Origin of the sequence: Flavobacterium sp. 9AF (genome assembly GCF_902506265.1) — a bacterium.
Lineage (GTDB): Bacteria > Bacteroidota > Bacteroidia > Flavobacteriales > Flavobacteriaceae > Flavobacterium.
This window is the reverse complement of sequence record NZ_LR733614.1, coordinates 1-24369: the sequence shown is the minus strand read 5'-3', so window position 1 is coordinate 24369 and position 24369 is coordinate 1. Positions and strand designations below refer to the sequence as shown.

The 24369-nt window shown below is 30.6% G+C and carries 17 protein-coding genes; 15 read left to right on the top strand and 2 right to left on the bottom strand.

Features of this window, described 5'->3' with window-relative positions; translation table 11 throughout:
* The 9 genes from HALO113_RS17955 to HALO113_RS17915 form a co-directional block, all read left to right on the top strand.
* Positions 1–1334 (top strand): gliding motility-associated C-terminal domain-containing protein (locus HALO113_RS17955; protein ID WP_159780518.1); only part of this gene is annotated, 1334 nt, incomplete at its 5' end.
* A gap of 52 nt (positions 1335–1386) precedes the next feature.
* Complete coding sequence (locus HALO113_RS17950; RefSeq protein ID WP_159780517.1) at positions 1387–2307, top strand: type IX secretion system membrane protein PorP/SprF; 921 nt, start codon at positions 1387–1389, stop codon at positions 2305–2307.
* 83 nt (positions 2308–2390) lie between these two features.
* Positions 2391–4334 carry an OmpA family protein gene (locus HALO113_RS17945; RefSeq protein WP_159780516.1) on the top strand — a complete coding sequence of 648 codons (1944 nt, stop codon included), beginning with the start codon at positions 2391–2393 and terminating at the stop codon, positions 4332–4334.
* A 146-nt stretch (positions 4335–4480) separates the two neighbouring features.
* Complete coding sequence (locus HALO113_RS17940) at positions 4481–6445, top strand: peptidylprolyl isomerase (RefSeq protein ID WP_159780515.1); 1965 nt, start codon at positions 4481–4483, stop codon at positions 6443–6445.
* On the top strand, positions 6445–7293 hold the full coding sequence (locus tag HALO113_RS17935; protein ID WP_159780514.1) for a hypothetical protein: 849 nt from the start codon (positions 6445–6447) through the stop codon (positions 7291–7293). Before HALO113_RS17940 ends, HALO113_RS17935 begins: the two co-directional genes overlap by 1 nt.
* Positions 7277–8635 carry a peptidylprolyl isomerase gene (locus HALO113_RS17930; protein WP_159780513.1) on the top strand — a complete coding sequence of 453 codons (1359 nt, stop codon included), beginning with the start codon at positions 7277–7279 and terminating at the stop codon, positions 8633–8635. The genes HALO113_RS17935 and HALO113_RS17930 overlap by 17 nt, the downstream gene beginning before the upstream one ends.
* A 212-nt stretch (positions 8636–8847) precedes the next feature.
* Complete coding sequence (locus HALO113_RS17925; protein WP_159780512.1) at positions 8848–9801, top strand: MoxR family ATPase; 954 nt, start codon at positions 8848–8850, stop codon at positions 9799–9801.
* Between the two features lie 47 nt (positions 9802–9848).
* Entirely contained in the window at positions 9849–10688 is an 840-nt protein-coding gene (locus HALO113_RS17920) for a tetratricopeptide repeat protein (protein WP_159780511.1), read from the top strand.
* Positions 10689–10702: 14 nt separating this feature from the next.
* Positions 10703–10921, top strand: a complete 219-nt coding sequence (locus HALO113_RS17915) for a DUF4177 domain-containing protein (protein ID WP_159780510.1) — start codon at positions 10703–10705, stop codon at positions 10919–10921.
* Between the two features lie 11 nt (positions 10922–10932).
* Here the strand turns inward: HALO113_RS17915 and HALO113_RS17910 are convergent, their stop codons facing one another.
* Positions 10933–12081: a hypothetical protein gene (locus tag HALO113_RS17910; RefSeq protein ID WP_159780509.1), complete on the bottom strand. Its 1149-nt coding sequence runs from the start codon at positions 12079–12081 to the stop codon at positions 10933–10935.
* Between the two features lie 33 nt (positions 12082–12114).
* Between HALO113_RS17910 and HALO113_RS17905 the strand changes: the two genes are divergently transcribed.
* A complete protein-coding gene (locus HALO113_RS17905) occupies positions 12115–13224 on the top strand; it encodes an acyltransferase (RefSeq protein ID WP_159780508.1) in 1110 nt (369 codons plus the stop codon).
* 313 nt (positions 13225–13537) lie between these two features.
* A complete protein-coding gene (locus HALO113_RS17900) occupies positions 13538–15802 on the top strand; it encodes an aconitate hydratase (protein WP_159780507.1) in 2265 nt (754 codons plus the stop codon).
* Between the two features lie 51 nt (positions 15803–15853).
* On the opposite strand, the gene HALO113_RS17895 is transcribed toward HALO113_RS17900, so the two are convergent.
* Positions 15854–16519 (bottom strand): hypothetical protein, encoded by a 666-nt coding sequence (locus HALO113_RS17895; protein ID WP_159780506.1) that lies wholly within the window; start codon positions 16517–16519, stop codon positions 15854–15856.
* A 299-nt stretch (positions 16520–16818) separates the two neighbouring features.
* On the opposite strand from HALO113_RS17895, the gene HALO113_RS17890 reads away from it, so the two are divergent.
* Genes HALO113_RS17890 through HALO113_RS17875 form a run of 4 tightly spaced genes read left to right on the top strand, consistent with a single transcriptional unit; the run spans position 16819 to position 23869 of the window.
* Positions 16819–18225 carry a glycogen synthase gene (locus HALO113_RS17890; RefSeq protein WP_159780505.1) on the top strand — a complete coding sequence of 469 codons (1407 nt, stop codon included), beginning with the start codon at positions 16819–16821 and terminating at the stop codon, positions 18223–18225.
* A gap of 3 nt (positions 18226–18228) precedes the next feature.
* A complete protein-coding gene (locus tag HALO113_RS17885) occupies positions 18229–19491 on the top strand; it encodes a glucose-1-phosphate adenylyltransferase (RefSeq protein ID WP_159780504.1) in 1263 nt (420 codons plus the stop codon).
* 1 nt (position 19492) lies between these two features.
* Positions 19493–21400 carry a 1,4-alpha-glucan branching protein GlgB gene (gene glgB, locus HALO113_RS17880; protein WP_159780503.1) on the top strand — a complete coding sequence of 636 codons (1908 nt, stop codon included), beginning with the start codon at positions 19493–19495 and terminating at the stop codon, positions 21398–21400.
* Between the two features lie 48 nt (positions 21401–21448).
* Complete coding sequence (locus HALO113_RS17875) at positions 21449–23869, top strand: TIM-barrel domain-containing protein (RefSeq protein WP_159780502.1); 2421 nt, start codon at positions 21449–21451, stop codon at positions 23867–23869.
* Positions 23870–24369: the final 500 nt, after the last annotated feature.

Sequence of the window (24369 nt, the reverse complement as noted above, 5' to 3'; positions counted from 1 at the left end):
GTACTAATCCAGGAGAAGTAACCCTAACAGGAGTAACGGTTCCAGCAGGATTGACTTTAAATACAGACGGAACGATTACGGTAAATAGCAACACCCCATCTGGAACATACACAGTAGTATATGAGATTTGTGAGGTAGGCGCTACACCAGCGAATTGTGATCAAGCGAGTGTAACAGTAGTAGTAAACAATGTTATAGATGCAGTAGATGATGACTTTAGTGCCACTCCAGTAGCCGTAGGAGATACTACAACAAGTGTAGTGACGAATGATACGTTAAATGGTAACCCAGTAGTTATAGGTACTAATCCAGGAGAAGTAACCCTAACAGGAGTAACAGTTCCAGCAGGATTGACTTTAAATACAGACGGAACCATTACGGTAAATAGCAACACCCCATCAGGTACTTATACCGTAGTATATGAGATTTGTGAGGTAGGCGCTACTCCAGCGAATTGTGATCAAGCGAGTGTAACAGTAGTAGTTTTAAATCCAATAATAGCTGAAGATGATGGTCCTACAACTATAATTGTGGATACACCTGGACCTCTTTCTGGAGGAAATGTTTTAGGAAATGATACTTTAAATGGAGTTGTTGTAACTGTTGGTAATACTGATGTTACACCTACTAGTGATGGACCATTAAGTATTGATGCAGATGGAAATATAACCATAGCGTCTAACACACCAGCTGGGACTTATACAATTACTTATCAAATATGTGAAACGGGTGCTAATCCACCTAATTGTGATACGGCAACAGCAACTTACATAATAATAACCGATAGTGATGGAGATGGTGTTACCAATATTGATGAGATTTCAGATGGAACTGATCCTGATGATTTCTGTGATTTTAATCCTGAAAATGTTAGTTTGCCTTTTTCTGATGCCTTTTTAAGTGCTGACTGTGATAATGATGGCTTAACTAATGATGATGAGTATGGTCCTGATCCGAATAATCCTTTAGATAGTGATGGAGATGGTCTAGCAGATTTCTTAGATAATAACAATCATTCTCCGGCAGAAGATGATTTGGAGATTTTCAATTTAGTTACTCCAAATGGAGATAATGATAATGATGTATTTGTTATTAGAAATATTGAATTATATCCAAATAATTCAGTTGAGATTTATAATAGATGGGGAGTATTAGTTTATGAAGCTATAGGATATGGTCAGAATGGTAAATATTTTAGAGGAGTTTCTGAAGGAAGAGTAACGATTAGTCAAGCATCTGAATTGCCAGTTGGTACCTATTTTTACATTGTTAAATATGTAAATGATAATGGAGAAAATAAAGAGCGTTCAGGTTATTTATATATTAATAGATAAAAAACTATTAGGGGAGAAATCCCCTAATAGCAATCATAAAAAAGTGAAAAAAATGAAAAAAAGCATACTAATATTAATTTTCGTTTTAGTAGGTATTACTACATATTCTCAACAAGACTCACAGTTCACTCAATATATGTACAATACTGTTAATATAAATCCTGCTTATGCAGGTTCTAGAGGTGTTTTAAGCATATTTGGGCTACACAGAAATCAATGGGTAGGTTTAGATGGAGCTCCAGTAACTAATACACTTGCATTGAATACCCCTATTGCGAATTCAAAATTTGGTCTTGGATTATCATTTATAAACGATAAAATTGGTCCCTCAAGTGAAAATACTATTTCTGTAGATATTGCTTATTCAATCCCTACCTCAGAAACATTTAAATTGTCGTTAGGAGTTAAAGCAACTGCTAATTTATTGAATATTGATTTTGGTAAATTAAACCAATACGATCCAGGTGATGTTTTAGGACAACAAAATATTGATAATAAATTTTCTCCGAATGTTGGAGCAGGAGTGTATTTTCATTCCAATAAAAGCTATATAGGTTTTTCTATTCCAAATTTTTTGGAAACTGAACATTTTGACAAAAGCAGTTCCATTGCAACAGTGGCTGCTGAACGTATGCATTATCATTTAATAGGAGGACATGTTTTTGATTTGAGCGGTAATTTAAAATTAAAACCAGCTATTTTAGGAAAGATGGTAAAAGGAGCACCTTTACAGATTGATATTTCCGCAAATTTTCTATACAATGAAAAATTTACATTCGGTGCAGCATATAGATGGAGTGCGGCTATGAGTGCAATGATAGGTTTTCAAATTTCTGATTCTTGGATGATTGGTTATGCTTATGATATGGAAACTACAAAATTGGCTAAATATAATTCGGGATCTCATGAAATATTTTTGAGATACGAATTATTTAAAAATTATGATAAAGTTGTTTCACCAAGGTTCTTTTAATAAAAAACATAAATCACTTTTTTCAGTATAATTTAAATAATGTGATTATTGTGTTTGTTACCAATATAATAAAATTTAGACATATGAAATTCAAATATATTTTATTTATAAGTTTATTTAGTACTATGACTCTTTTTGCTCAAAAAGCAAAATTAGAATCTGCTGATAATAAGTATGAATCTTTAGCTTATATAGATGCTATCGATGTGTATGAAAAAGTTGCAAAAAAAGGTTTTGAGTCTGCGGAGTTATTCAAAAAACTTGGAAATTCGTATTACTTTAATGCACAATTAAAAGAAGCAGGGAAATGGTATGAAAAACTATTTACTTTTAATCAAGAAATAGAACCAGAATATTACTATAGATATGCTCAATGTTTAAAAGCAAGTGAAGATTATACAAAAGCAAATGAATATTTAGGAAAATTTAGTCAAAAAACTTCTTCAGAAGATAATCGTTCAAAATTATATAGAGAAAATATGAATTATTTATCTGATATAAAAAAAATATCAAATAGATATATTATTGAAAATGCGGGGATAAATTCAGAATTTTCAGATTATGGGGCAGCTATTTATAAAGATCAGTTGGTTTTTGCTTCAGCACGAGATACGGGAAGTGTTTCAAATATTAGAAGTAAATGGACCAATCAATCCTTTACTAATCTTTATGCATCTAAAATTAATACAAACGGAACATTAGACGCACCAGAAAAATTTTCTAAAAAAATTAATTCTAAATTTCATGAGTCAACACCAGTGTTTACAAATGATGGAAAAACGATGTATTTTACTAGAAACAATTTTAATAATGGTAAAAAAGGAACGGATAATGATAAAACGATACTTTTAAAATTATACAAAGCTACTTTTGATGGTGTAAATTGGAAAGATGTTCAAGAATTGCCTTTTAATAGTAATAACTATAGTGTAGCTCATCCGGCACTTAGTCCTGATAATAAAACATTGTATTTTGCTTCAAACATGCCAGGAACAATTGGGCAATCTGATATTTTTAAGGTTGCAATCAATGAGGATGGTACTTATGGAAAACCTGAAAATTTAGGTTTAAAAATCAATACCGAAGCTAGAGAAACGTTTCCTTTTGTGTCAGGTGAAAATGTTTTGTATTTTGCATCTGATGGACAATTAGGTCTTGGAGGTCTTGATGTTTTTGCAGTTAAATTCTTTGAAGACGGGTCAATTTCTAAAGTTTTAAATTTAGGTAGTCCTGTAAATAGCCCAAATGATGATTTTGCTTTTTTAATTGATTATCAATCAAAATTAGGTTTCTTTTCTTCTAATAGATTAGGAACAGTTGGATTTGATGATATTTATAAACTGAAAGAGATTAAACCATTAGAATTTGATTGTAAACAACAAATTGCCGGTTTTGTAACTGATAATGAGACGAATGAAGTGGTAAAAAATGCCAACATTTCTTTATTAGATAAAGATATGAAAATTATAGCTGAAAAAATAGTAGATGAGGAAGGGAAATATCAATTTAAAGATTTAGAATGTGATAAAATATTTTTTATTAGAGCCACATCATCTGTTTATGAAACACAAGAAATGACTTTTAAAACAGACATCACTACAGGAGTAACCAATGGTGATTTACAATTAGATAAAAGGGTTAAACAAATTGGAGTTGGTACAGATTTAGCAAAAACTTTTGGTATTAAAATTATTTATTTTGATTTAGACAAATCTAATATTCGTAAAGACGCTTCAGTAGAATTAGCTAAAATTGTTGAAGTAATGAAACAAAACCCAAGCATAAAAATAGATATAAGATCACATACTGATAGCCGTCAATCTTCCGAGTATAATAATGAATTATCCGAAAGAAGAGCACAAGCTACAAAAAAATGGATGATTAAAAATGGAATTGCCGCTCAACGACTTACTGCAAAAGGATACGGAGAAAGTAAATTAATTAATAAATGTTCTGATGGGGTTGAATGTTCTGAAGAAGAACATCAAGCAAACAGAAGAAGCGAGTTTGTTGTAATAGCAATGTAATTTTTTAAATAAGTTTAAAAAAGCATCTAAAATTGATGCTTTTTTTTGTTTATAATTTTTTGTTAATAGGAATCTTTATTCTTGGTATATACATATGAATTGTTATTTTTGTGGGTTAGAAATTAAAAAAACAAAAAATCAATCACATGAAAAACATTGCATTTGTTTTAATTTGCTTTTATTCATCGTTCTTTCTAGTTGCTCAAGAAAAAGAAATACTATTCACTATTGATGATAAACCATTTTATTCTGAAGAATTTATTAGAGTGTATAATAAAAACTTGGATTTGGTTAAAGATGATTCTCAAAAAGATTTAGATAAATATTTAGAATTGTTTTTAGGGTATAAATTAAAAGTTCAAAAAGCAAATAAATTAGGTTTACAAAATGAAGTAAAATATCAGACGGAATTAAATTCATATAGATCACAATTAGCAAAAAACTATTTGAATGATTCTAAAGTTACAAATGCATTAATTGAAGAAGCTTACTATAGAACTAAAAATGAAATTAGAGCTTCGCATATTTTGGTTTTAGTAGATGAAAATGCTACTCCTGCAGATACGCTAAAAGCTTATAATGAGATAATGAATCTAAAAGTTAGAGCAGAAGGCAATGAAGGATTCGAGGCAGTTGCACAAAAGTTTTCACAAGATCCTTCCGCTAAAGATAATAAAGGAGATTTAGGTTACTTTACTGCTTTTAAAATGGTTTATCCTTTTGAAAATGCTGCTTTTACGACACCTGTTGGTGCAATTTCTAAACCTTTTAGAACTCGTTTTGGTTACCATATTATTAAAGTTACAGATAAAAGAGAAAATAGAGGAGAGGTAACTGTTGCTCATATAATGATTTTAAAGCCAAATAACAATGATGCTGATGCTCAATTAAAAGCAAAACAAACAATTGAAGATATTTATAAAAAAATACAACAAGGTGAAAATTTTGAAGTTTTAGCAAAACAATTTTCAGAAGACAAATCAAGTGCAGTTAATGGAGGTGTTTTACAACGTTTTTCTGCAGGACAATTAACGTCTCAAGAATTTGAAAATGTAGCATTCTCATTACAAGATAAAAATCAAATTTCATCACCTTTTGAATCAAAATTTGGTTGGCATATAGTAAAATTAATTGAAAAACATCCCTTACAAAAGAGGGATGAAATGCGTTATGATTTAGAAAATAAAATAAGAAGAGATGAAAGATCTCTAATTATTACAAATACATTAGCCAAAAAAGCGAGAGATAAATATCCAGTAACCATTGATCAAAAAACACTTTCAAAAATTAAAGCAATAGTTACTAATGATTTTTATACACAATCTTGGAGTTTACCAGAAAACCTAAAACCTTTTGAATCTTATTTGGTAGTTATTAACAATGATAACAAAATAGAAACTAAAGATTTTTTGAATTATTTACATTCTCAACAAAAAGGCTCTACAAAAACAAAACCAGTTTCTAACTTAGTAGAAGAACTTTTTGAAAAATGGTTAGACACAAAATTAATAGAATATTATGATGCTAACTTGGAAAAAGAATTTCCAGAATTTAAATATGTAATGGACGAATACAGAGATGGTTTATTGCTTTTTGATTTGATGGAAAAAGAAATTTGGGTAAAAGCAAAAACTGATACCATTGGGTTACAAAAATTCTACGAAAATCATAAAAATGATTATATGTGGAAAAAAAGAGTGGACATAGATTTATTGTCTTCTACCGATAGTAAAATAATTAAAAAAGCGCAATCGTATCTTAAAAGTGGAAAAACTTTAGAATTTATCAAAGAAAAACTCAATAAAGAAGACAAAGTTAACGTTATGGTTAGATCAGGTCTTTTTGAAGAAGATTTTGATGTATTACCAGAATTTAAAATAGAAAAAGAAGGAGTTACTTCAATAGTTAAAAAAGAAGAGTACTTTTTTACAGCTAATGTAAAAGAAGTTAGACCAGCCCAACCAAAAACAATTGATGAATGTAAAGGAAAATTAATCAACGATTACCAACAGTTTTTAGAGAATAATTGGGTAGACGAATTAAAAAAAGAATTTACAGTTAAAGTAAATTATAACGTGTTTAATGATGTTAAAAAGCAACTAAATAAATAATGCGATTTATTCCCCTTATCATACTCATTATTTTCACTACTTCTTGCGAATATTTCAGGAAGCCAAAAGAACCTTTAGCAGTAGCTAGAGTAGCTAATGAAATACTATACCAAAAAGACATACAAAATTTAGTTCCTAAAGGGACTTCAAAAGAAGATAGTATAGCAATTGTAAAAGCTTATTTAGATCGTTGGGCAACGCAAAAATTGTTATTTAATGGTGCGGAAATCAATTTGTCTAAAGATAAAACAGAAGAGTATGAAAAGCTAATTAATCAGTATAAAATTGATTTATACACAAAAGGATATTTGGAAGAACTGGTTTTTAAAAAAATTGACACTGTAGTAACTGAAGAGCAAATTAAAGAGTACTACGAAAAAAATAAACAATATTTTAAAAATCCATCCGAATTAGTCAAGTTAAGATACATTAATTTAGTTAAAGAAAATCCAAAGTTTGAAAATATTAAAGCAAAGTTTACTTCCTTTGCCAAAAAAGATATAAAATATTTAGAAGATTTATCAATACAATTTAAAAGTTATGCTTTTAATGATACAATTTGGGTAGATGCTAATCAAGTATTTCAAAAATTACCTTTTATAAATTTAGAGAATAAAAATAGGTATTTAGCAGATGGAATAAATTATCAATACCCAGATTCAACCACTGTGTGGCTAGTAAAAGTTAATAAAGTATTACCTAAAGATAGCACTACACCTTTACAGTTTTTAATACCTACTATAAAACAGGTAATTATTAATAATAGAAAATTAGAATTAATTAAGACAATAGAAAAAGAAATTACTGATGATGCAATTAAAAATAAAAAATATGAAGTATATAACTAGAAAAACAATTCTTGCCATTTTTCTATTCGCTTTAACTACTCTTTCTGCTCAAGCACCAAAAGAAAAAGTAGATGGAGTAATTGGTGTAGTGGGAGATTATGTTATTTTAGATTCTGATATCGATTTAGAATATATTCAATTAAGAGCACAAGGTGTGGATACCAAAGAAATATCGCGTTGTGAGCTTTTTGGAAAACAATTAGAAGATAAATTATATGCGCATCAAGCTATTCAAGATAGTATTATCGTAACTGATGAAGAAGTAAACGGTTATATGGATCAACAAATAGACGCAATGGTTGAACAAGTAGGTTCTTTAGACAAAGTAATCGCTTTCTACCGTAAAAAAAATGTAGATGAATTTCGTTCTTACTTTTTTGATATCATCAAAAATAACAAACTAACTTCCCAAATGCAAAAAAAGATTGTAGATGAAGTAGAAATAACTCCAGAAGAGGTACGCAATTTTTTTAAAGACATTCCAGAAGATGAAATTCCTACTTTTGGTGCTGAAGTTGAAGTAGCACAAATTGTTGTAAAACCAGTAGTTTCAGAGGAAGAGAAGCAAAAAGTTATCGAAAAGTTGAGACAAATTCGTAAAGAAGTTTTAGAAGGTTCTAGTTTCTTTAGTAAGGCAGTATTGTTTTCAGAAGATCCAGGTTCAAGCTCAAACGGAGGATTTTATAAAATGAATCGTAAAACACCATTTGTCAAAGAATTTAAAGATGTGGCTTTTTCTCTTGGTGAAGGTGAAATATCAGAACCCTTTGAAACAGAATATGGTTATCATATAATAATGGTAGAAAAAATAAAAGGACAAGAAGTAGAGTTAAGACATATTCTAATTGCTCCAAAATATACCCCAGATGCACTAAAAGAGGCAAAAGAAAAAATTGAATTGATTCGTAATAAAATTCTAAATAAAGAAATTTCTTTTGCTGATGCCGCAAAATCTATTTCAGATGAAAAAGAAACACGAAACAATGGAGGTGTGTTGTTAAATCCTAGAACCTTAGAACCGCGATTTGAATTAACAAAAATGGATCCAGCACTTTATGGTCAAATTTCATCATTGAAAGACGGAGAAATTTCTCAACCTATCTTGAGCGATGGACAACAGGGAGCAGGTAAATTTTATAAGATTGTTACAGTTAACAATAGATCAGAAGAACATAAAGCCGATTTTGCCCAAGATTATCTAAAAATTAAAGAATTGGCATTACGTGATAAACAAATTAAAACCATTGGGAAATGGACTGAAGAAAAAATTGCAGAAACCTACATTAAAATTAGTCAAGATTATAAAACCTGTGATTTTACAAACAACTGGTTAAAGCAATAAAGAGTTTACTTAATTTTTTTTACTGAAAGCGAATGGTCAGAGTAAATCAGTTTTTGTATTTCCTGCCATTCGCTTTTATCTTTTCAACTTTATTATAAAGTTGAAAAGGATATCACTTCTGTCAGGGCTAAATAGTAAACGTCTTCTTTTTTTGTAAGTATTTTTTCTTACTTTAGTAACCATAAAAATAACATTTAAATAGTACCATATATATGTCAGATGTAGCAACTATTCAACAATTGGTAGAAAAACAAAAAGCCTTAAAACAAGAAATTGCAAAAGTAATTGTAGGACAAGATGAAGTAATCAATCAAATTGTATTAAGCATTTTTGCTGGAGGTCATGCTTTGTTAATAGGTGTGCCAGGATTAGCTAAAACCTTAATGGTAAATACTATTTCAAAAGCATTAGGTTTAGACTTTAAACGCATTCAGTTTACTCCAGATTTAATGCCTTCTGATATTTTAGGTAGCGAAATATTAGATGAAAATCGTCAATTTAAATTTATAAAAGGACCTGTTTTTTCTAATATTATTTTAGCAGATGAAATCAATCGTACACCACCTAAAACACAAGCAGCATTATTAGAAGCTATGCAAGAAAGAGCAGTCACTGTTGCAGGTCATAATTATAAGCTAAATTTACCTTATTTTGTTTTAGCTACACAAAACCCTATTGAACAAGAAGGAACTTATCCTTTGCCAGAAGCACAATTAGACCGTTTTATGTTTGCTATCAAATTAGAATACCCTACTTTTGAAGAGGAAGTAAATGTAGTAAAGGCAACTACTTCCGACTTTAAACCAGAAGTCAATTCATTGTTTACAGCAGATGAAATTATCCATTTTCAAAATGTAATTCGTAAAATACCTGTTCCAGATAATGTGATTGAATATGCAGTAACCTTGGTAAGTAAAACAAGACCAGATAACCCATTGACTAACGAATTTGTAAAAACATATATCGATTGGGGTGCTGGACCAAGAGCATCACAAAATCTTATTTTAGCGGCTAAAACACAAGCTGCTCTAAAAGGTAAATTTTCTCCAGATATTGAAGATGTGCAAGCAGTTGCGACAGGAATTTTACGTCATCGTATCGTAAAAAATTATAAAGCAGATGCGGAAGGAATTTCTGATGAAGAAATTATTAAGAAATTGTTTTAAATACATTTAGTTTTGAACGATTAATAAAAATCAGTTAAAGTAAGTATATGCTTCGTTTATTTTGTTTGTTATTTTTTTTTCACCTAACAATATTTTATGCTCAAGTTGAATTATCTTTTAATAAAAAGTTTGTTCAAAGTGAAGATAAATGGATCGCTTTTCAAACAGATACTATTAATAGGTATGCATTTGGATTTGCTTTTATTGATGTAAAAGAAGGTCTGATGTTTGATTACGAAGGTACTTTTAAAATAGATTCTCTTGGGAAATACATTCCTAGAAAAAAAGAAGAAAAGAAATCAGTTAGATTGCGTTTAAAACCAGGTAATGAGAAAATTGCATTTATTCCTGACGATAAATTAATCGAATTACAAGTTGCTAAAATACCTGAATGGTTAAAAGAATATAAAAAAGATGAAGGTTCTATTGAAAGATTATACAGTATTGGTTATCTATATAATGGTTGGAACGAATGTGAAAAAGCATTAGAATATCTAGACAAAGCTAAAGCTATTAATCCTGATTATTTAGGACTCGGTGTTGAATTAGCCTATTCTTATAATTGTTTAAAAAGGTATGAGGATGCTGTTGAAGTGCTAAAAAATGTTTTAATAAAATATCCTTTTGATGACTATTCTAATAAAGAATTAATTTATGCTTATGCAAAATTAGGAGATTTAGATGAGGCTGAAAAAAGATGTCGATTTGTGTTTAAAAATTGTAAAGATACTTACAATGCTGAAAATGCATATAATATTTTGCAAGGATACTATTTTAAAAAAGATAAAAAGCGATTTATGAACTGGTTAAAAGAATCCAAAGCGTATTTTAATAAAGAAAATCAGTTCACAAATTTGATCGAAAAAATGAAAGATGAACTGAAATAAAGTAATCTTATAAAATGAAAAAATTTGAATATAAATTACTCACTATAAATGTGGCACATTTTAAAAAAGATAGTTTTCAGTTAGAATTGGATGAAAAATTTCAAAAATGGGGTAGTGAAGGTTGGGAATTGGTGAAAATGGAAGCAATCAATTCCAGTAGTGTGTTTTTGCATGGAGCTACTACTGAAAAATTTTTTATTATTTTTAAAAGAGAGAAATACGAAGAGGTTTAGTGAAAAATAGATTATTTTATAAAACCATTTTCTAATTTTTCATCCAATTCTTTGTCATAAAAAAACAAAAACATGCTTCCCATCATGTCTTGTTGAGTGGAAGAAGTATTATTAACTTCTAAAACCAGTTCGTAATCATGGTTTTTATAAAGCCATACTCCTTCTTTAGAACTAAATGGCGTAACTTCAATTAATCCTGTTTTACTTTTATAATTGGAAATGGGACTTTTAAATACATTCTTTTGAGCAGTTCTATCATATAAAGCAATGGAAGTCGCAAAAGGATGCACATGTATAGCCGAAAAATGCAAACGTAAGCTATCAGTTAAATCCAATTGTTCATTAATACTACTGTGATAAGTATTTTTTCCTTTAGGAACTACCCAATGCCCCGAAAGCATATTTCCATCCTTATCCATATAGCTATGATTTCTTGTTTCCACTGGAATACATTGATTACTTCCAGGATCTAATGGTGTTTCAAAAGGATTGTTTTTGTTGTAAGGTAATTGTATAAAAACAGTTTTACTCAATAATGGTTTTTGCGAACCATTATATTTTTCATGATTAATAATTACTTCATGTTTTATTTTTTTAAAAATGGAAGGAAAATTATGATTCAACGCTTGAGAGGTAATAAATAAATATTCGTTTCCTTTTATAGGGATACCAAAACCTTCAGGATAATCATATTTTTCAAATCCATTAGAAAGTGATGTTAATCGAGGATATTGTTTGCCAATGCGATCTTCTAAATGCCAATAACTGTAATAATTGTTATCGTTTAAATCTACATTCATATGACAAATAAAATCTTTAGAAACCGGTTCATTTGTAACGGCATCTCTTGCTTTAACTTCAAATCCAGTTATCCAAAGCAAATCTTCATTGTCACTTAGTTGAACGTAGCGAGAAGATTTAGGCCCTTCCATAGATTTATAAATGGCATCTATAAGAAAAGTAGGAGATACCATTTTGTACTTTTGATTTTCTTTTCCCATTTCCCATTGGTTATCTACTATTCCAAAAGTATATAACAACTTTGTCTTAATAATAGCTTGATGTCTATTCGATAAAAAGGAATACACAATTATGCCAAAAACACTTGAAAAAATAAAAGTAAAGGCTAAATATTTATATATATTTGACTTTGGAATCATATTTTTTAAACAATAAGAGCAAAAATAAGCGAAATGAATAAACAATTAGAATTCAAGCAAAGAATTTTTGGTTTAGATGTGGTAAGAGCAATAGCTATTATATTGGTATTATTTTCTCATGTGTATTATTTAATGGATATTCATCATCCTTCAATTATAGCTTTAAGCGGTTTATTAGGTTTTACAGGTGTAGAGTTGTTTTTTGTTTTAAGTGGTTTTCTCATTGGTTCTATTTTATTAAAGAATTACGTAGAGCACAATTTTACTAAAAAAGACCTTTTTGTATTTTTAAAAAGAAGATGGTTTCGTACACTTCCTGCTTATTATCTTGTGTTATTGCTCAATATAGTTCTTGCTCTATATATGGGGTACTCTCTTGAAAATGTATGGAGGTATTTTTTCTTTCTTCAAAATTTTTCTGCATATTATATTACCATTTTTAGTGAATCTTGGAGCTTGTCGATTGAAGAGTTTACTTACATCCTCGCACCATTATTCTTATTTATTATTGGGAAAATTTGGAATTATAATAGAAAGATAAGTTTTTTAGTTTGTACACTTTTATTGTTATTATTTTTTAATAGTGTACGCTATTTCTATTATTTAAATAGTTCCATAAATGATATGGATCAGTGGAATACCCAATTGAAATTAATTGTCATTTATCGTGCTGATGCTATAGTAATAGGTTTTTTAGTAGCCTGGATTCATTATTATTATGGAGAATTTCTTAAAAAATATAGTGTTTATCTGTTTATTGTTGCGGCACATTTGTATTTTCTACAATTTGTAGTGTTCAATGTGTATGGGTTTGATATTCATACACAACCTCTCTATTTTAGAGTATTATATTTTACGTTGTCAGGATTAACTTTTGCAATAGGGTTGCCTGCTTTTATTTATTGGGATAAATCTAGTTTCAAAGTTTCAAAAATTATAACTTATATAAGTAAATTATCCTATAGCATGTATTTATTACATTACAGTATAATAACGGTTCTTATAAAAAAGATGATGAAAGAAGGAGTGCTCATTGTTCCAGGTTATTTAGTCGTTTTAATTTACTTTTTAGCCACCTTGTTTTTTTCCTATCTCTTATATTATTTTTATGAAAGACCTGTAACTCAATTGAGGGATAAATAATAAAAAAAAGCAAAAAAATGTTTTTTTTGGGTAGGAATAGAAATTTTAAATTTATAAATGTTTATTTTTTGCCTATTTGCTTTACGATAACGTTTTAGTTATTTTGCCAATTTAATAATTTTTGTATGTTAAATTAAGAATTTAATAAAAAACATAGTGCTAAATTATTTTTTTTGAATTTTTCTTATCAAAAGCTAATGTTTGTAAAAAATATTTAGTCTAAATAATGGTTTTATTAAAAATTTTTAAATCTCATTAAGATTCCTTAAATTTGTGACACTAAAAAAAACTAACAAAAAATAATTAAAATAGTATGGCATTTGATATTGAAATGATTGAAAAAGTGTATGCTACTATGGCAGAACGTGTAGACAAAGCTCGTGAGCTAGTAGGTCGCCCACTTACATTATCTGAGAAAATTTTATATTCGCATTTGTGGGAAAAAATGCCTACACAAGCTTACACTAGAGGGAAAGATTATGTTGACTTTGCCCCAGATAGAGTAGCTTGTCAAGATGCGACTGCACAAATGGCCTTATTACAATTCATGCATGCAGGAAAAAAAACAGTTGCAGTTCCTACTACTGTTCACTGTGATCACTTAATTCAAGCTAAAGTAGGTGCAGATGCTGATTTATCTAGAGCAAAATCTCAATCAAGTGAAGTTTTTGATTTTTTATCATCCGTTTCTAATAAATATGGAATTGGTTTTTGGAAACCAGGTTCTGGAATTATTCACCAAATTGTTTTAGAAAATTATGCATTCCCAGGTGGAATGATGATTGGTACAGATTCTCATACAGTAAATGCTGGAGGATTAGGTATGCTAGCAATTGGTGTAGGTGGAGCTGATGCTGTAGATGTAATGGCTGGAATGTCTTGGGAATTGAAATTTCCAAAATTGATTGGAGTAAAACTAACGGGTAAATTAAATGGTTGGACTGCTCCTAAAGATGTTATTCTTAAAGTTGCTGATATTCTTACTGTTAAAGGAGGAACGGGTGCAATTGTTGAGTATTTTGGTGAAGGTGCTGAATCTATGTCATGTACAGGTAAAGGTACTATCTGTAATATGGGGGCAGAAATAGGTGCAACGACTTCTACTTTTGGTTATGACGATTCGATGCGTCGTTACTTAAATGCTACTGATCGTCAGGATGTAGTGAAAGCGGCTGACAAAGTTGCGGCATATTTAACTGCTGATAAAGAAGTATATGCTGATCCAGCACAATATTTCGATCAATTAATCGAAATCAACTTATCTGAATTAGAGCCACATATTAACGGACCTTTTACACCAGATAGAGGAACTCCTGTTTCTAAAATGAAAGAAGAAGCAACCGCTAATGATTGGCCAATTAAAGTAGAATGGGGATTAATAGGTTCTTGTACCAATTCGTCTTATGAAGATATGTCTCGTGCTGCATCTATTGTTGAACAAGCTGTAGCTCATGGTATTTCTCCAAAAGCTGAATTTGGAATCAATCCAGGTTCAGAGCAAATTCGTTACACAATTGAAAGAGATGGTATCATTGCAACTTTTGAGAAAATGGGGACTAAAGTATTCACGAATGCTTGTGGACCATGTATTGGACAATGGGATAGAGAAGGTGCAGATAAAGGTGAAAAAAATACAATTGTTCACTCTTTTAACCGTAATTTCTCTAAACGTGCAGATGGTAACCCAAATACACATGCTTTTGTAACTTCTCCAGAAATGGTAGCAGCTTTAGCTATAGCAGGAAGATTAGATTTTAATCCAATTACTGATACATTATTAAATGATAAAGGAGAAGAAGTAAAATTAAATCCTCCTAAAGGAGATGAGTTACCAACAAAAGGCTTTGATGTAGAAGATGCTGGTTTTCAAGCTCCAGCAGCTGATGGTTCTGCAGTTGAAGTAGTAGTCTCTCCAACCTCTGAGCGTTTACAATTATTAGACCCTTTCTTGCCATGGAACGGTGAAAATATTACAGGTGCTAAATTATTAATTAAAGCTTTTGGTAAATGTACAACTGATCATATTTCAATGGCTGGACCTTGGTTGCGTTACCGTGGTCATTTAGATAATATTTCTAATAACATGTTAATTGGTGCTGTTAATGCTTATAACCAAGAAACCAATAAAGTTAAAAATCAATTAACTGGTGGTTATGATGCTGTTCCTGCAGTTCAAAGAGCTTACAAAGCTGCTGGTGTTCCTTCGATAGTTGTTGGAGATCATAATTATGGAGAAGGTTCTTCTCGTGAACATGCAGCTATGGAACCACGTCATTTAGGAGTAAAAGCAGTATTAGTTAAATCATTTGCTCGTATTCATGAAACTAATCTTAAAAAACAAGGTATGTTAGCATTAACATTTGCTAACGAAGCAGATTATGATAAAATTCAAGAAAATGATACTATCAATTTCTTAGATTTAAAAGAATTTGCTCCTGGTAAGCCATTAACTTTAGAGTTTGTTCATGAAGATGGCTCTAAAGATGTAATTTTGGCAAATCATACTTATAATATAGGACAAATTGAATGGTTTAAAGCAGGTTCGGCTCTAAACTTAATTGCCGCTGGAAAAGCATAATATTCGGTTTTCTTATAATTTTATAAAAGCTCCAATTTATTGGGGCTTTTTTTATCGTATTTGCTGAATCGTAAAAAAGCAATCTTCACTGGTACCTAAAATAGATACTGAAGCTAAATCACTAACAATTTCGAAAATAACAGTATCACCTGTTATTAATTCAATCAAAGATTCCACTTGTCTTACTGGTGGTGTTACATTCGTTGAAAGAACGCTTATATTAGCAAAGCTGTTTCTGTTTATAACTGTTCCGTTTTTGGTTATAGCTACCCCAAAATTGGTTGCCACACCTACTGTGGCATCTGATTTAATTTGAACTTTTATAGCGTAAATACCGTCTTGTTTTGCTGTAAAAGTATTAGTAGTGGTATTGAATTCTGAATTGGCATCAAATTGGATTAAATCAAACGGAATTTTTACTCTATTGGATAACAAATTCAAATTAACAAGTGCACCACTTGAAAACTGTCCTTTAATAACCGTTTTAAGGTAACTGTTAACTACCGTTTTTGAGGTTACTCGTCTTGAATTACCTAAATTGTCCACTACAATTATGGAATCCTTTGCTGCTGTCAAATTGGTTGTTAAAGTAGTACTTCTAATTCGTAAATCACCATTAATATCCAAAGTAGCGCTTGGATTAGTGGTTTCAATTCCTACTTGTGCATAGTTAAAAAAGCTACCTAATAAACTAACAAATAAAATAAAATTTTTCATGTTTTTGTGCTTTAGATTGTTTCCTATAAATGTAAAGCCCAATACTGTTAATTTTTGATAGATTTATTGTGTAAAATGTTAATTTTTAGTCTTTTGAGAATAGTTAAATAGGGGTGAAATACTTTAGAAATAGTCTAGGGTTTTAGAATTAAAATAACCTAAATTTTTAAAAATAATGGAATAATAACAAATTGATAAAATTTATACATTTAAAATTGATTTTTAATTGTAAAACAGTTTTTTTATTTTCTTTTTCTTAACCTTTTTTATAAGAAAAAGTTGTAATTTAACAAACAAAAATGGCAATAATTCACATAGCAGCCGAGTGTTTTCCTATTGCAAAAGTTGGAGGCTTAGCTGATGTGGTAGGTGCACTACCCAAATACCAAAATAAAAATAATCAAAAGGCGGAAGTAATCATGCCTTTTTATAATGTGCCATTCCTACATAACCATAAATTCACGACACTTTATGAAGATGAGTTGCCTTTAAATGGGAAAAAATATTTTTTTACAATTAAACAGCTTAAAAGTGACATTGGATTTTCTATCTATTTTGTTGATATTCCAGAATTATTATACACCGATTATGTCTATTCCCAAAAGGATACGCTTCGTTTTGTAGCTTTTCAAATAGCGACATTAAAATGGATTACTACATGGGAAATTCACCCTGAAGTAGTGCATGTTCACGATCATCATACGGGGTTAATCCCTTTTATGATGACGCAATGCTATCAGTTTGGTACTTTAAAAATGATTCCAACTGTTTTTACTATTCACAATGCGCAATATCAAGGTTGGTTTTCTCATAATCATATTGAATGGATTCCAAAATTTGATTTTTCTAAAGTTGGGTTATTGGACTGGGATGGAATGATAAACCCAATGGCTGCAGCTATAAAATGTGCATGGGCTGTTACAACGGTTTCTCCTTCTTACATGAAAGAATTACAAATTAACGCCAATGGATTGGAAAGTTTATTAACTCATGAAAAAGATAAATGTGTAGGGATTTTAAATGGCATTGATGTTGAGGTTTGGAACCCAGAAACTGATGCTTTATTGAAGAAAAATTATAAAAGAACTAATCTTGTAACTGGAAAAAAAACCAATAAGAATTGGTTGTGTGAACAATATAATTTTCATAAAGACAAACCGTTAATCGTTTTTATAGGAAGATTTGTACATGATAAAGGTTGTGATTTATTTGGTAAACTTTTTTCTGAGTTTTTGCTTGAAATGGATTGCTCTGTTTTAATTTTAGGTTCAGGTGATGTAACCATTCAAAATGAATTAGAACATTTAAATACCCTTTTTATAGGAAAATATAAATATGTTTCTGGTTATAATGAACCTTTGTCGCACATTATGTATGCAGGAGCCGATTTCTTATTAATGCCATCTCGAGTGGAACCCTGTGGATTAAATCAAATGTATGCACTTCGATACGGAACTATTCCAATAGTAAATCAAGTAGGTGGTTTAAAAGATACAGTTGTTGATTTTAAAACACCTAATGGTTTTGGAGTGGTTATGAATGAATGTTCAATATTGGAAATGAAAATTGCAATTAAAAATGCAAATCAAATTTATGCCGATTCTGTTTTGTTTAAATCATTAAAAAATCAAATTATGAAAATAGATCACTCTTGGATCGCTTCTGCAAAAGAATACCAACAACTATATAAAAAATTAAAAGTATAAATTATGTTTTCAGAAAAAGTTTTATCAATTATTTTAGGAGGAGGACAAGGGTCTCGTTTATATCCATTAACAGATAATAGGTCTAAACCAGCGGTTCCTATTGCTGGTGAATATCGATTAGTTGATGTACCGATTTCGAATTGTATTAATTCCAATTTCAAACGTATTTTTGTCTTAACACAATTTAATTCAGCCTCTTTAAATAGACATATAAAAAATACCTATCATTTTAGTTTTTTCAGCTCCGCTTTTGTTGATGTACTAGCTGCGGAACAAACTCCAATGAGTCAAAAATGGTTTCAAGGTACAGCTGATGCAGTACGACAAAGTATGCATCATTTTATAAAACATGATTTTGAGTATTTTTTAATTTTATCGGGAGACCAATTGTATCAAATGGATTTTCAGTTGATGTTAGATAATCACATTGAAAATAAAGCAGAAATTTCGATAGCTACTATACCCGTTTCAGCAAAAGAAGCTACTTCTTTTGGAATTTTAAAAACTGATGAAACGAATAAAATAACTTCTTTCATTGAAAAACCCGCAAAAGAATTATTACCAGAATGGAAATCTACCGTAAGTAAAGAAATGGAATCGGAAGGAAGAGAATATTTAGCCTCGATGGGGATTTATATTTTTAATCGAGACTTGTTGGTTAAACTTATGGATAATCCGGATACAATCGATTTTGGTAAAGAGATCATTCCACAATCGATTCATACTAAAAAAGTGGTGAGTTATCAATTTGAAGGGTATTGGACAGACATTGGTAATATTGAATCTTTCTTTAAAGCGAATCTAGGCTTAGCAGATGATTTTCCAGAATTTGATTTGTACGATATTTCAAAAAGAATTTATACTCATGCCAGAATGCTTCCTACATCTAAAGTTTCAGGAACACAAATGTTTAAAGCAGTTGTGGCTTCTGGATGTATCATTAATGCAGAAAGAATCGAATATTCTGTCATTGGAATACGATCTAAAATTGAAAGTGGTTCTACTGTAATAAATACCTACATGATGGGCAGTGATTTTTATCAAGCTTTGGAGGAAATATTGGATGAAAATATTGTAAACATGGGTATTGGTAAAAACTGCTACATTAAAAACGCCATTTTAGATAAAAACTGTTGTATTGGAGATCATGTAAAAATAGAAGGAGGAGTGCATTTGGAAGATATTGATACACCTACTTATACTGTTAGAGACGGAATTGTTATTGTTAAAAAAGGAGCTATAATACCATCCCACTTTACAATATAATATGGGGAAGGTTGTAGCACATAGTTTCTTTACAGAATTTGATATCGATTTGTTTAAAGCGGGTAAGCATTATCGACTTTATGAAAAATTAGGTTCTCACATAATAGATGTAAATGGTGAACAAGGAACTTACTTTGCTGTTTGGGCACCTAGCGCTTCTAATGTATCTGTAGTAGGAGATTTTAATTATTGGATGGAAGGGGAACATTCCTTGCAAGTACGATGGGATTCGTCTGGTATTTGGGAAGGTTTTATTCCTCATGTTGGTAAAGGAACTGTTTATAAATATGCCATTCAATCTGAAATTAGTTCAGGGAAAATTGAGAAAGCAGACCCGTTTGCCAAACGTTGTGAACATCCACCTAAAACAGGTTCTATCGTTTGGGAAGATGCCTACGTTTGGAACGATCAAAATTGGATGCAACAAAGAGCGAGTAAAAATAGTTTACAAGCCCCTTATTCGGTTTATGAAGTACATTTAACTTCCTGGAAACGAAAAGTGGAAGAAAATCGTTCTTTATCTTATTTTGAATTAGCTGATGAATTAGTGCATTATGTAAAAAAAATGAATTTTACACATGTTGAGTTCATGCCTATTATGGAATATCCTTATGATCCTTCTTGGGGTTACCAAATTACAGGTTATTTTGCTCCTACTTCTCGATTGGGCTATCCAGAAGAATTTAAACATTTAATAAATGCTTTTCACAAAGAAGGAATAGGTGTAATTCTAGATTGGGTACCTTCACATTTTCCAGAAGATGCCCATGGTTTAGGTAAATTTGATGGTTCTTGTTTGTATGAACATCCTGACCTAAAAAAAGGATACCATCCCGATTGGAAAAGTCTTATTTTTAATTATGGAAGAAATGAAGTACGTGCTTTTTTAATTAGTAATGCTTTATTTTGGTTAGACCAATATCATATAGACGGTCTTCGAGTGGATGCTGTAGCTTCCATGATATATTTGAATTATTCTAGAAAAGAAGGGGAATGGGAACCCAATATTTTTGGTGGAAATGAAAATTTAGAAGCAATAAGCTTTTTAAAAGAACTCAATGAAACGGTCTATTGGAATTACCCTGATGTGCAAACTATTGCTGAAGAATCGACTGCTTTTCCAATGGTTTCCAAACCTACTTCCATAGGTGGTTTAGGTTTTGGTATGAAATGGATGATGGGTTGGATGCACGATACGTTACATTATTTTAATAAAGATACCATTCATCGGAAGTACCATCAAAATGAAATCACTTTTAGTTTAACCTATGCTTTTAGTGAAAATTTTATGCTACCGTTATCTCATGATGAAGTAGTCTACGGGAAAAAATCAATTCTCGGAAGAATGCCTGGAGATGAATGGCAACGGTTTGCCAATTTAAGAGTTTTGTATGGGTATATGTTTACACATCCTGGAACAAAATTACTATTTATGGGAAATGAAATTGCACAATATGAAGAATGGAATTTTCAATCGAGTCTCGACTGGAATTTATTGGATTTTTTTCCTCATATTCATTTTCAACAATATATGGCTGATTTGAACTTGTTGTACAAAGAAAACAAAGCGTTGTATGAAATCCCATTTACACAGGATGGTTTTGAATGGATTAGTTATGACGATACTGAAAATAGTGTGATAACCTATTATAGAAAAGGGATTGATGAAAGTAATCGATTAGTAGTGGTTTGTAATTTTTCAACGAATCCACTTCAAAAGTATAGAATAGGAGTTTGTAAAGAAGGAATTTTAGAAGAAATCTTTAATAGTGATGCTGCCAAATACGGAGGAAGTAATGTTATAAACGGACATGAAATAACTACAGAACATTTTTTCTTTCATAATCAAACGTTTTCGTTCATAACTTCTTTGCCTCCTTTGGGAATTTCGGTATATAAGTATAAATAATTTGTTATTTTAGAGGATATTAATAAATGATTGTAAAAAAAGTAAGTCATGATTTTAAATACAGAGTTAGAACATAAAGGGAATCTTTTTCCAGATAAAATTGTTTCCTTTAAGAAAGATGTTGATAAAATTTACTTTTATACAGCGAATAACGTAGTCTTACAAGTAACTGTTTTGCGAGATAGTGTGCTTCGATTTAGATATACAACTGTGGGGTCCTTTAGCAAGGATTTTTCCTATGCTATTTCATCACAAGCGAGTAGAGGTTATAATCAATTAGAAATTACAGAAACGACTGAAAGCTATGAAATTAGTACTTCTAAAATAATCTGCGTTATTTCTAAAAAAGATTTAAAAACGGTATTGTATGATGCTGTCGATAAAACCTTAATTTGTCAAGACGAATTAGGATTTCACTGGGAAGAAAGTTATGAATTGGGTGGTGATATTGTAAAAATGTCCAAACATTCTCAAACCAGTGAAAGTTTTTACGGTTTAGGTGACAAACCTTGTCAAAATAATTTGAAAGGAAAACGTTTTGAAAATTGGGTAACCGATTCCTATGCGTTTGGAAAAGATACCGATCCAATTTATAAAGCCATTCCGTTTTATATTGGTTTACACTCAAAAAAATCCTATGGAATTTTTTTTGATAATACCTTTAAGACCTATTTCGATTTTTGTCATGAAAGAAGAAGTGTAACCAGTTTTTGGGCCATGGGTGGCGAAATGAATTATTACTTTATTTATGGTCCTGAAATGAATGATGTAATTGCTAATTATACTGATTTAACAGGTCGTCCTAAACATTTGCCACCCTTATGGACATTAGGATACCATCAATGTAAATGGAGTTATTTTCCAGAAGCCAAAGTAAAAGAAGTGACCCAAAAATTCAGAGAACTTAAAATCCCTTGTGATGCCATTTACCTCGATATCGATTATATGGATGGTTTTCGTTGTTTCACTTGGAATAAAGATTATTTCCCAGATCCTAAAAGAATGGTGGCTGAATTAGCAGAAGATGGTTTTAAAACTATTGTTATTATTGATCCAGGAATAAAAATTGATCCTGATTATTGGGTGTTCCAAGAAGGTTTAGAAAATAAATATTTTTGTAAACGGGCAGACGGACCTTATGTAAAAGGGAAAGTATGGCCAGGGGAATGTTATTTCCCTGATTTTACCAACCCAAAAGTAAGAGAATGGTGGGCTGATCTTTTTAAAGAACTAATTGAAGAAATAGGAGTAAAAGGAGTTTGGAACGATATGAACGAGCCAGCCGTAATGGATGTTCCAGGGAAATCTTTCCCAGACGATGTACGACACAATTACGATGGGTCGAATTGTAGTCACAGAAAAGCGCATAACGTGTATGGTATGCAAATGGCTCGTGCTACTTATCACGGTTTAAAAAAGTTTTCCTATCCAAAACGTCCTTTTGTAATTACGCGTGCTGCTTATTCGGGTACGCAACGGTATACTTCTACTTGGACAGGCGATAATGTAGCCACTTGGGAACATTTACAAATTGCCAATGCGCAAGCCCAACGAATGAGTCTTTCTGGTTTTTCATTTGTTGGTTCCGATATTGGAGGTTTTGCAGAACAACCGAATGGTGAATTATATGCAAGGTGGATTCAACTTGGAGTGTTCCATCCTTTTTGTAGAACCCATTCCTCTGGTGATCATGGGGATCAAGAACCGTATGCTTTTGGTACTAATATTACCGATATTGTGCGTAAATTTATCGAAATCCGTTACCAATTATTACCTTACTTATATACTGCATTCTGGAAATACATAGAAGAAGGAGTGCCTATTATTAAATCGTTAGTGGTTTATGATCAGGAAGATCAACAAACGTATTTCCGAAATGACGAATTCATCTATGGTGATAGTATCTTAGTTTGCCCTATCGTAGAATCAAATTCCAAAGGTAGAAGAATGTATTTTCCAAATGGTAAATGGTACAATTTTTTCAATAACGAATTAATAGAAGGTGGCGAAGAAAAATGGGTTGATGCCGATATTGATACTTTGCCCATTTTTGTAAAGGAAGGGGCGATTATTCCTAAATATCCAATCCAACAATATGTAGGAGAATTAGAAATTACCGAATTAAAAATAGATGTCTATTATAAACTTGGTAAAGAATCTTCTATGGTATATGAAGACGGTCAAGACGGTTACGATTATATGAAAGGACGTTATAGTATTCGCAATTTCAATTTAGTTGGAAAAGAAGAAGTCTTAATTATTCAACAATTTAAATCGGGGAAATTTACAACCTCTTATGAAATTATAGAATTGAATATTATTGGTCTGCCTTTTGAAAAAGGAATTGTAGAAGTAGATAACGAAATCATCGATTATTCAGCTATTCAATCGAATATAGTAAGAGCTCGAAAAGATTTTACCGAAATTAGAATTTACAACAAATACTGTGAGATTCCTTTGAAAGACTAATACTATTTTGTTTTTTAATACATTATCTAAAATCAAAATTGTTATTCTAAATTTATTTTTGAATCTCAGTATATTACAGTTCGAGTGTTTTTTATGTAAAGTAATGAAATAAAAAATGTATCGAGAATTGTAATTTCGTTTTGAGTATTCGTCAGTTCGAGTGTTTTTTATGTAAAGTAATGAAATAAAAATGTATCGAGAATTATAATTTCGTTTATGAGTATTCGTCAGTTCGAGTGTTTTTTATGTAATGAAATGAAATAAAAAATGTATCGCGAATTGTAATTTCGTTTTATGAGTATTCGTCAGTTCGAGTGTTTTTTATGTAAAGTAATGAAATAAAAAATGTATCGAAAATTGTAATTTCGTTTTATGAGTATTCGTCAGTTCGAGTGTTTTTTATGTAAAGTAATGAAATAAAAAATGTATCGAGAATTGTAATTTCGTTTTATGAGTATTCGTCAGTTCGAGTGTTTTTTATGTAAAGTAATGAAATAAAA

Coding starts and splice junctions, on each gene's coding strand:
- HALO113_RS17945 (WP_159780516.1), top strand. CDS start 2,391: ATGAAATTCAAATATATTTTATTTATAAGTTTATTTAGTACTATGACT.
- HALO113_RS17935 (WP_159780514.1), top strand. CDS start 6,445: ATGCGATTTATTCCCCTTATCATACTCATTATTTTCACTACTTCTTGC.
- HALO113_RS17950 (WP_159780517.1), top strand. CDS start 1,387: ATGAAAAAAAGCATACTAATATTAATTTTCGTTTTAGTAGGTATTACT.
- HALO113_RS17915 (WP_159780510.1), top strand. CDS start 10,703: ATGAAAAAATTTGAATATAAATTACTCACTATAAATGTGGCACATTTT.
- HALO113_RS17905 (WP_159780508.1), top strand. CDS start 12,115: ATGAATAAACAATTAGAATTCAAGCAAAGAATTTTTGGTTTAGATGTG.
- HALO113_RS17885 (WP_159780504.1), top strand. CDS start 18,229: ATGTTTTCAGAAAAAGTTTTATCAATTATTTTAGGAGGAGGACAAGGG.
- HALO113_RS17875 (WP_159780502.1), top strand. CDS start 21,449: ATGATTTTAAATACAGAGTTAGAACATAAAGGGAATCTTTTTCCAGAT.
- glgB (WP_159780503.1), top strand. CDS start 19,493: ATGGGGAAGGTTGTAGCACATAGTTTCTTTACAGAATTTGATATCGAT.
- HALO113_RS17895 (WP_159780506.1), bottom strand. CDS start 16,519: ATGAAAAATTTTATTTTATTTGTTAGTTTATTAGGTAGCTTTTTTAAC.
- HALO113_RS17940 (WP_159780515.1), top strand. CDS start 4,481: ATGAAAAACATTGCATTTGTTTTAATTTGCTTTTATTCATCGTTCTTT.
- HALO113_RS17890 (WP_159780505.1), top strand. CDS start 16,819: ATGGCAATAATTCACATAGCAGCCGAGTGTTTTCCTATTGCAAAAGTT.
- HALO113_RS17925 (WP_159780512.1), top strand. CDS start 8,848: ATGTCAGATGTAGCAACTATTCAACAATTGGTAGAAAAACAAAAAGCC.
- HALO113_RS17920 (WP_159780511.1), top strand. CDS start 9,849: ATGCTTCGTTTATTTTGTTTGTTATTTTTTTTTCACCTAACAATATTT.
- HALO113_RS17930 (WP_159780513.1), top strand. CDS start 7,277: ATGAAGTATATAACTAGAAAAACAATTCTTGCCATTTTTCTATTCGCT.
- HALO113_RS17910 (WP_159780509.1), bottom strand. CDS start 12,081: ATGATTCCAAAGTCAAATATATATAAATATTTAGCCTTTACTTTTATT.
- HALO113_RS17900 (WP_159780507.1), top strand. CDS start 13,538: ATGGCATTTGATATTGAAATGATTGAAAAAGTGTATGCTACTATGGCA.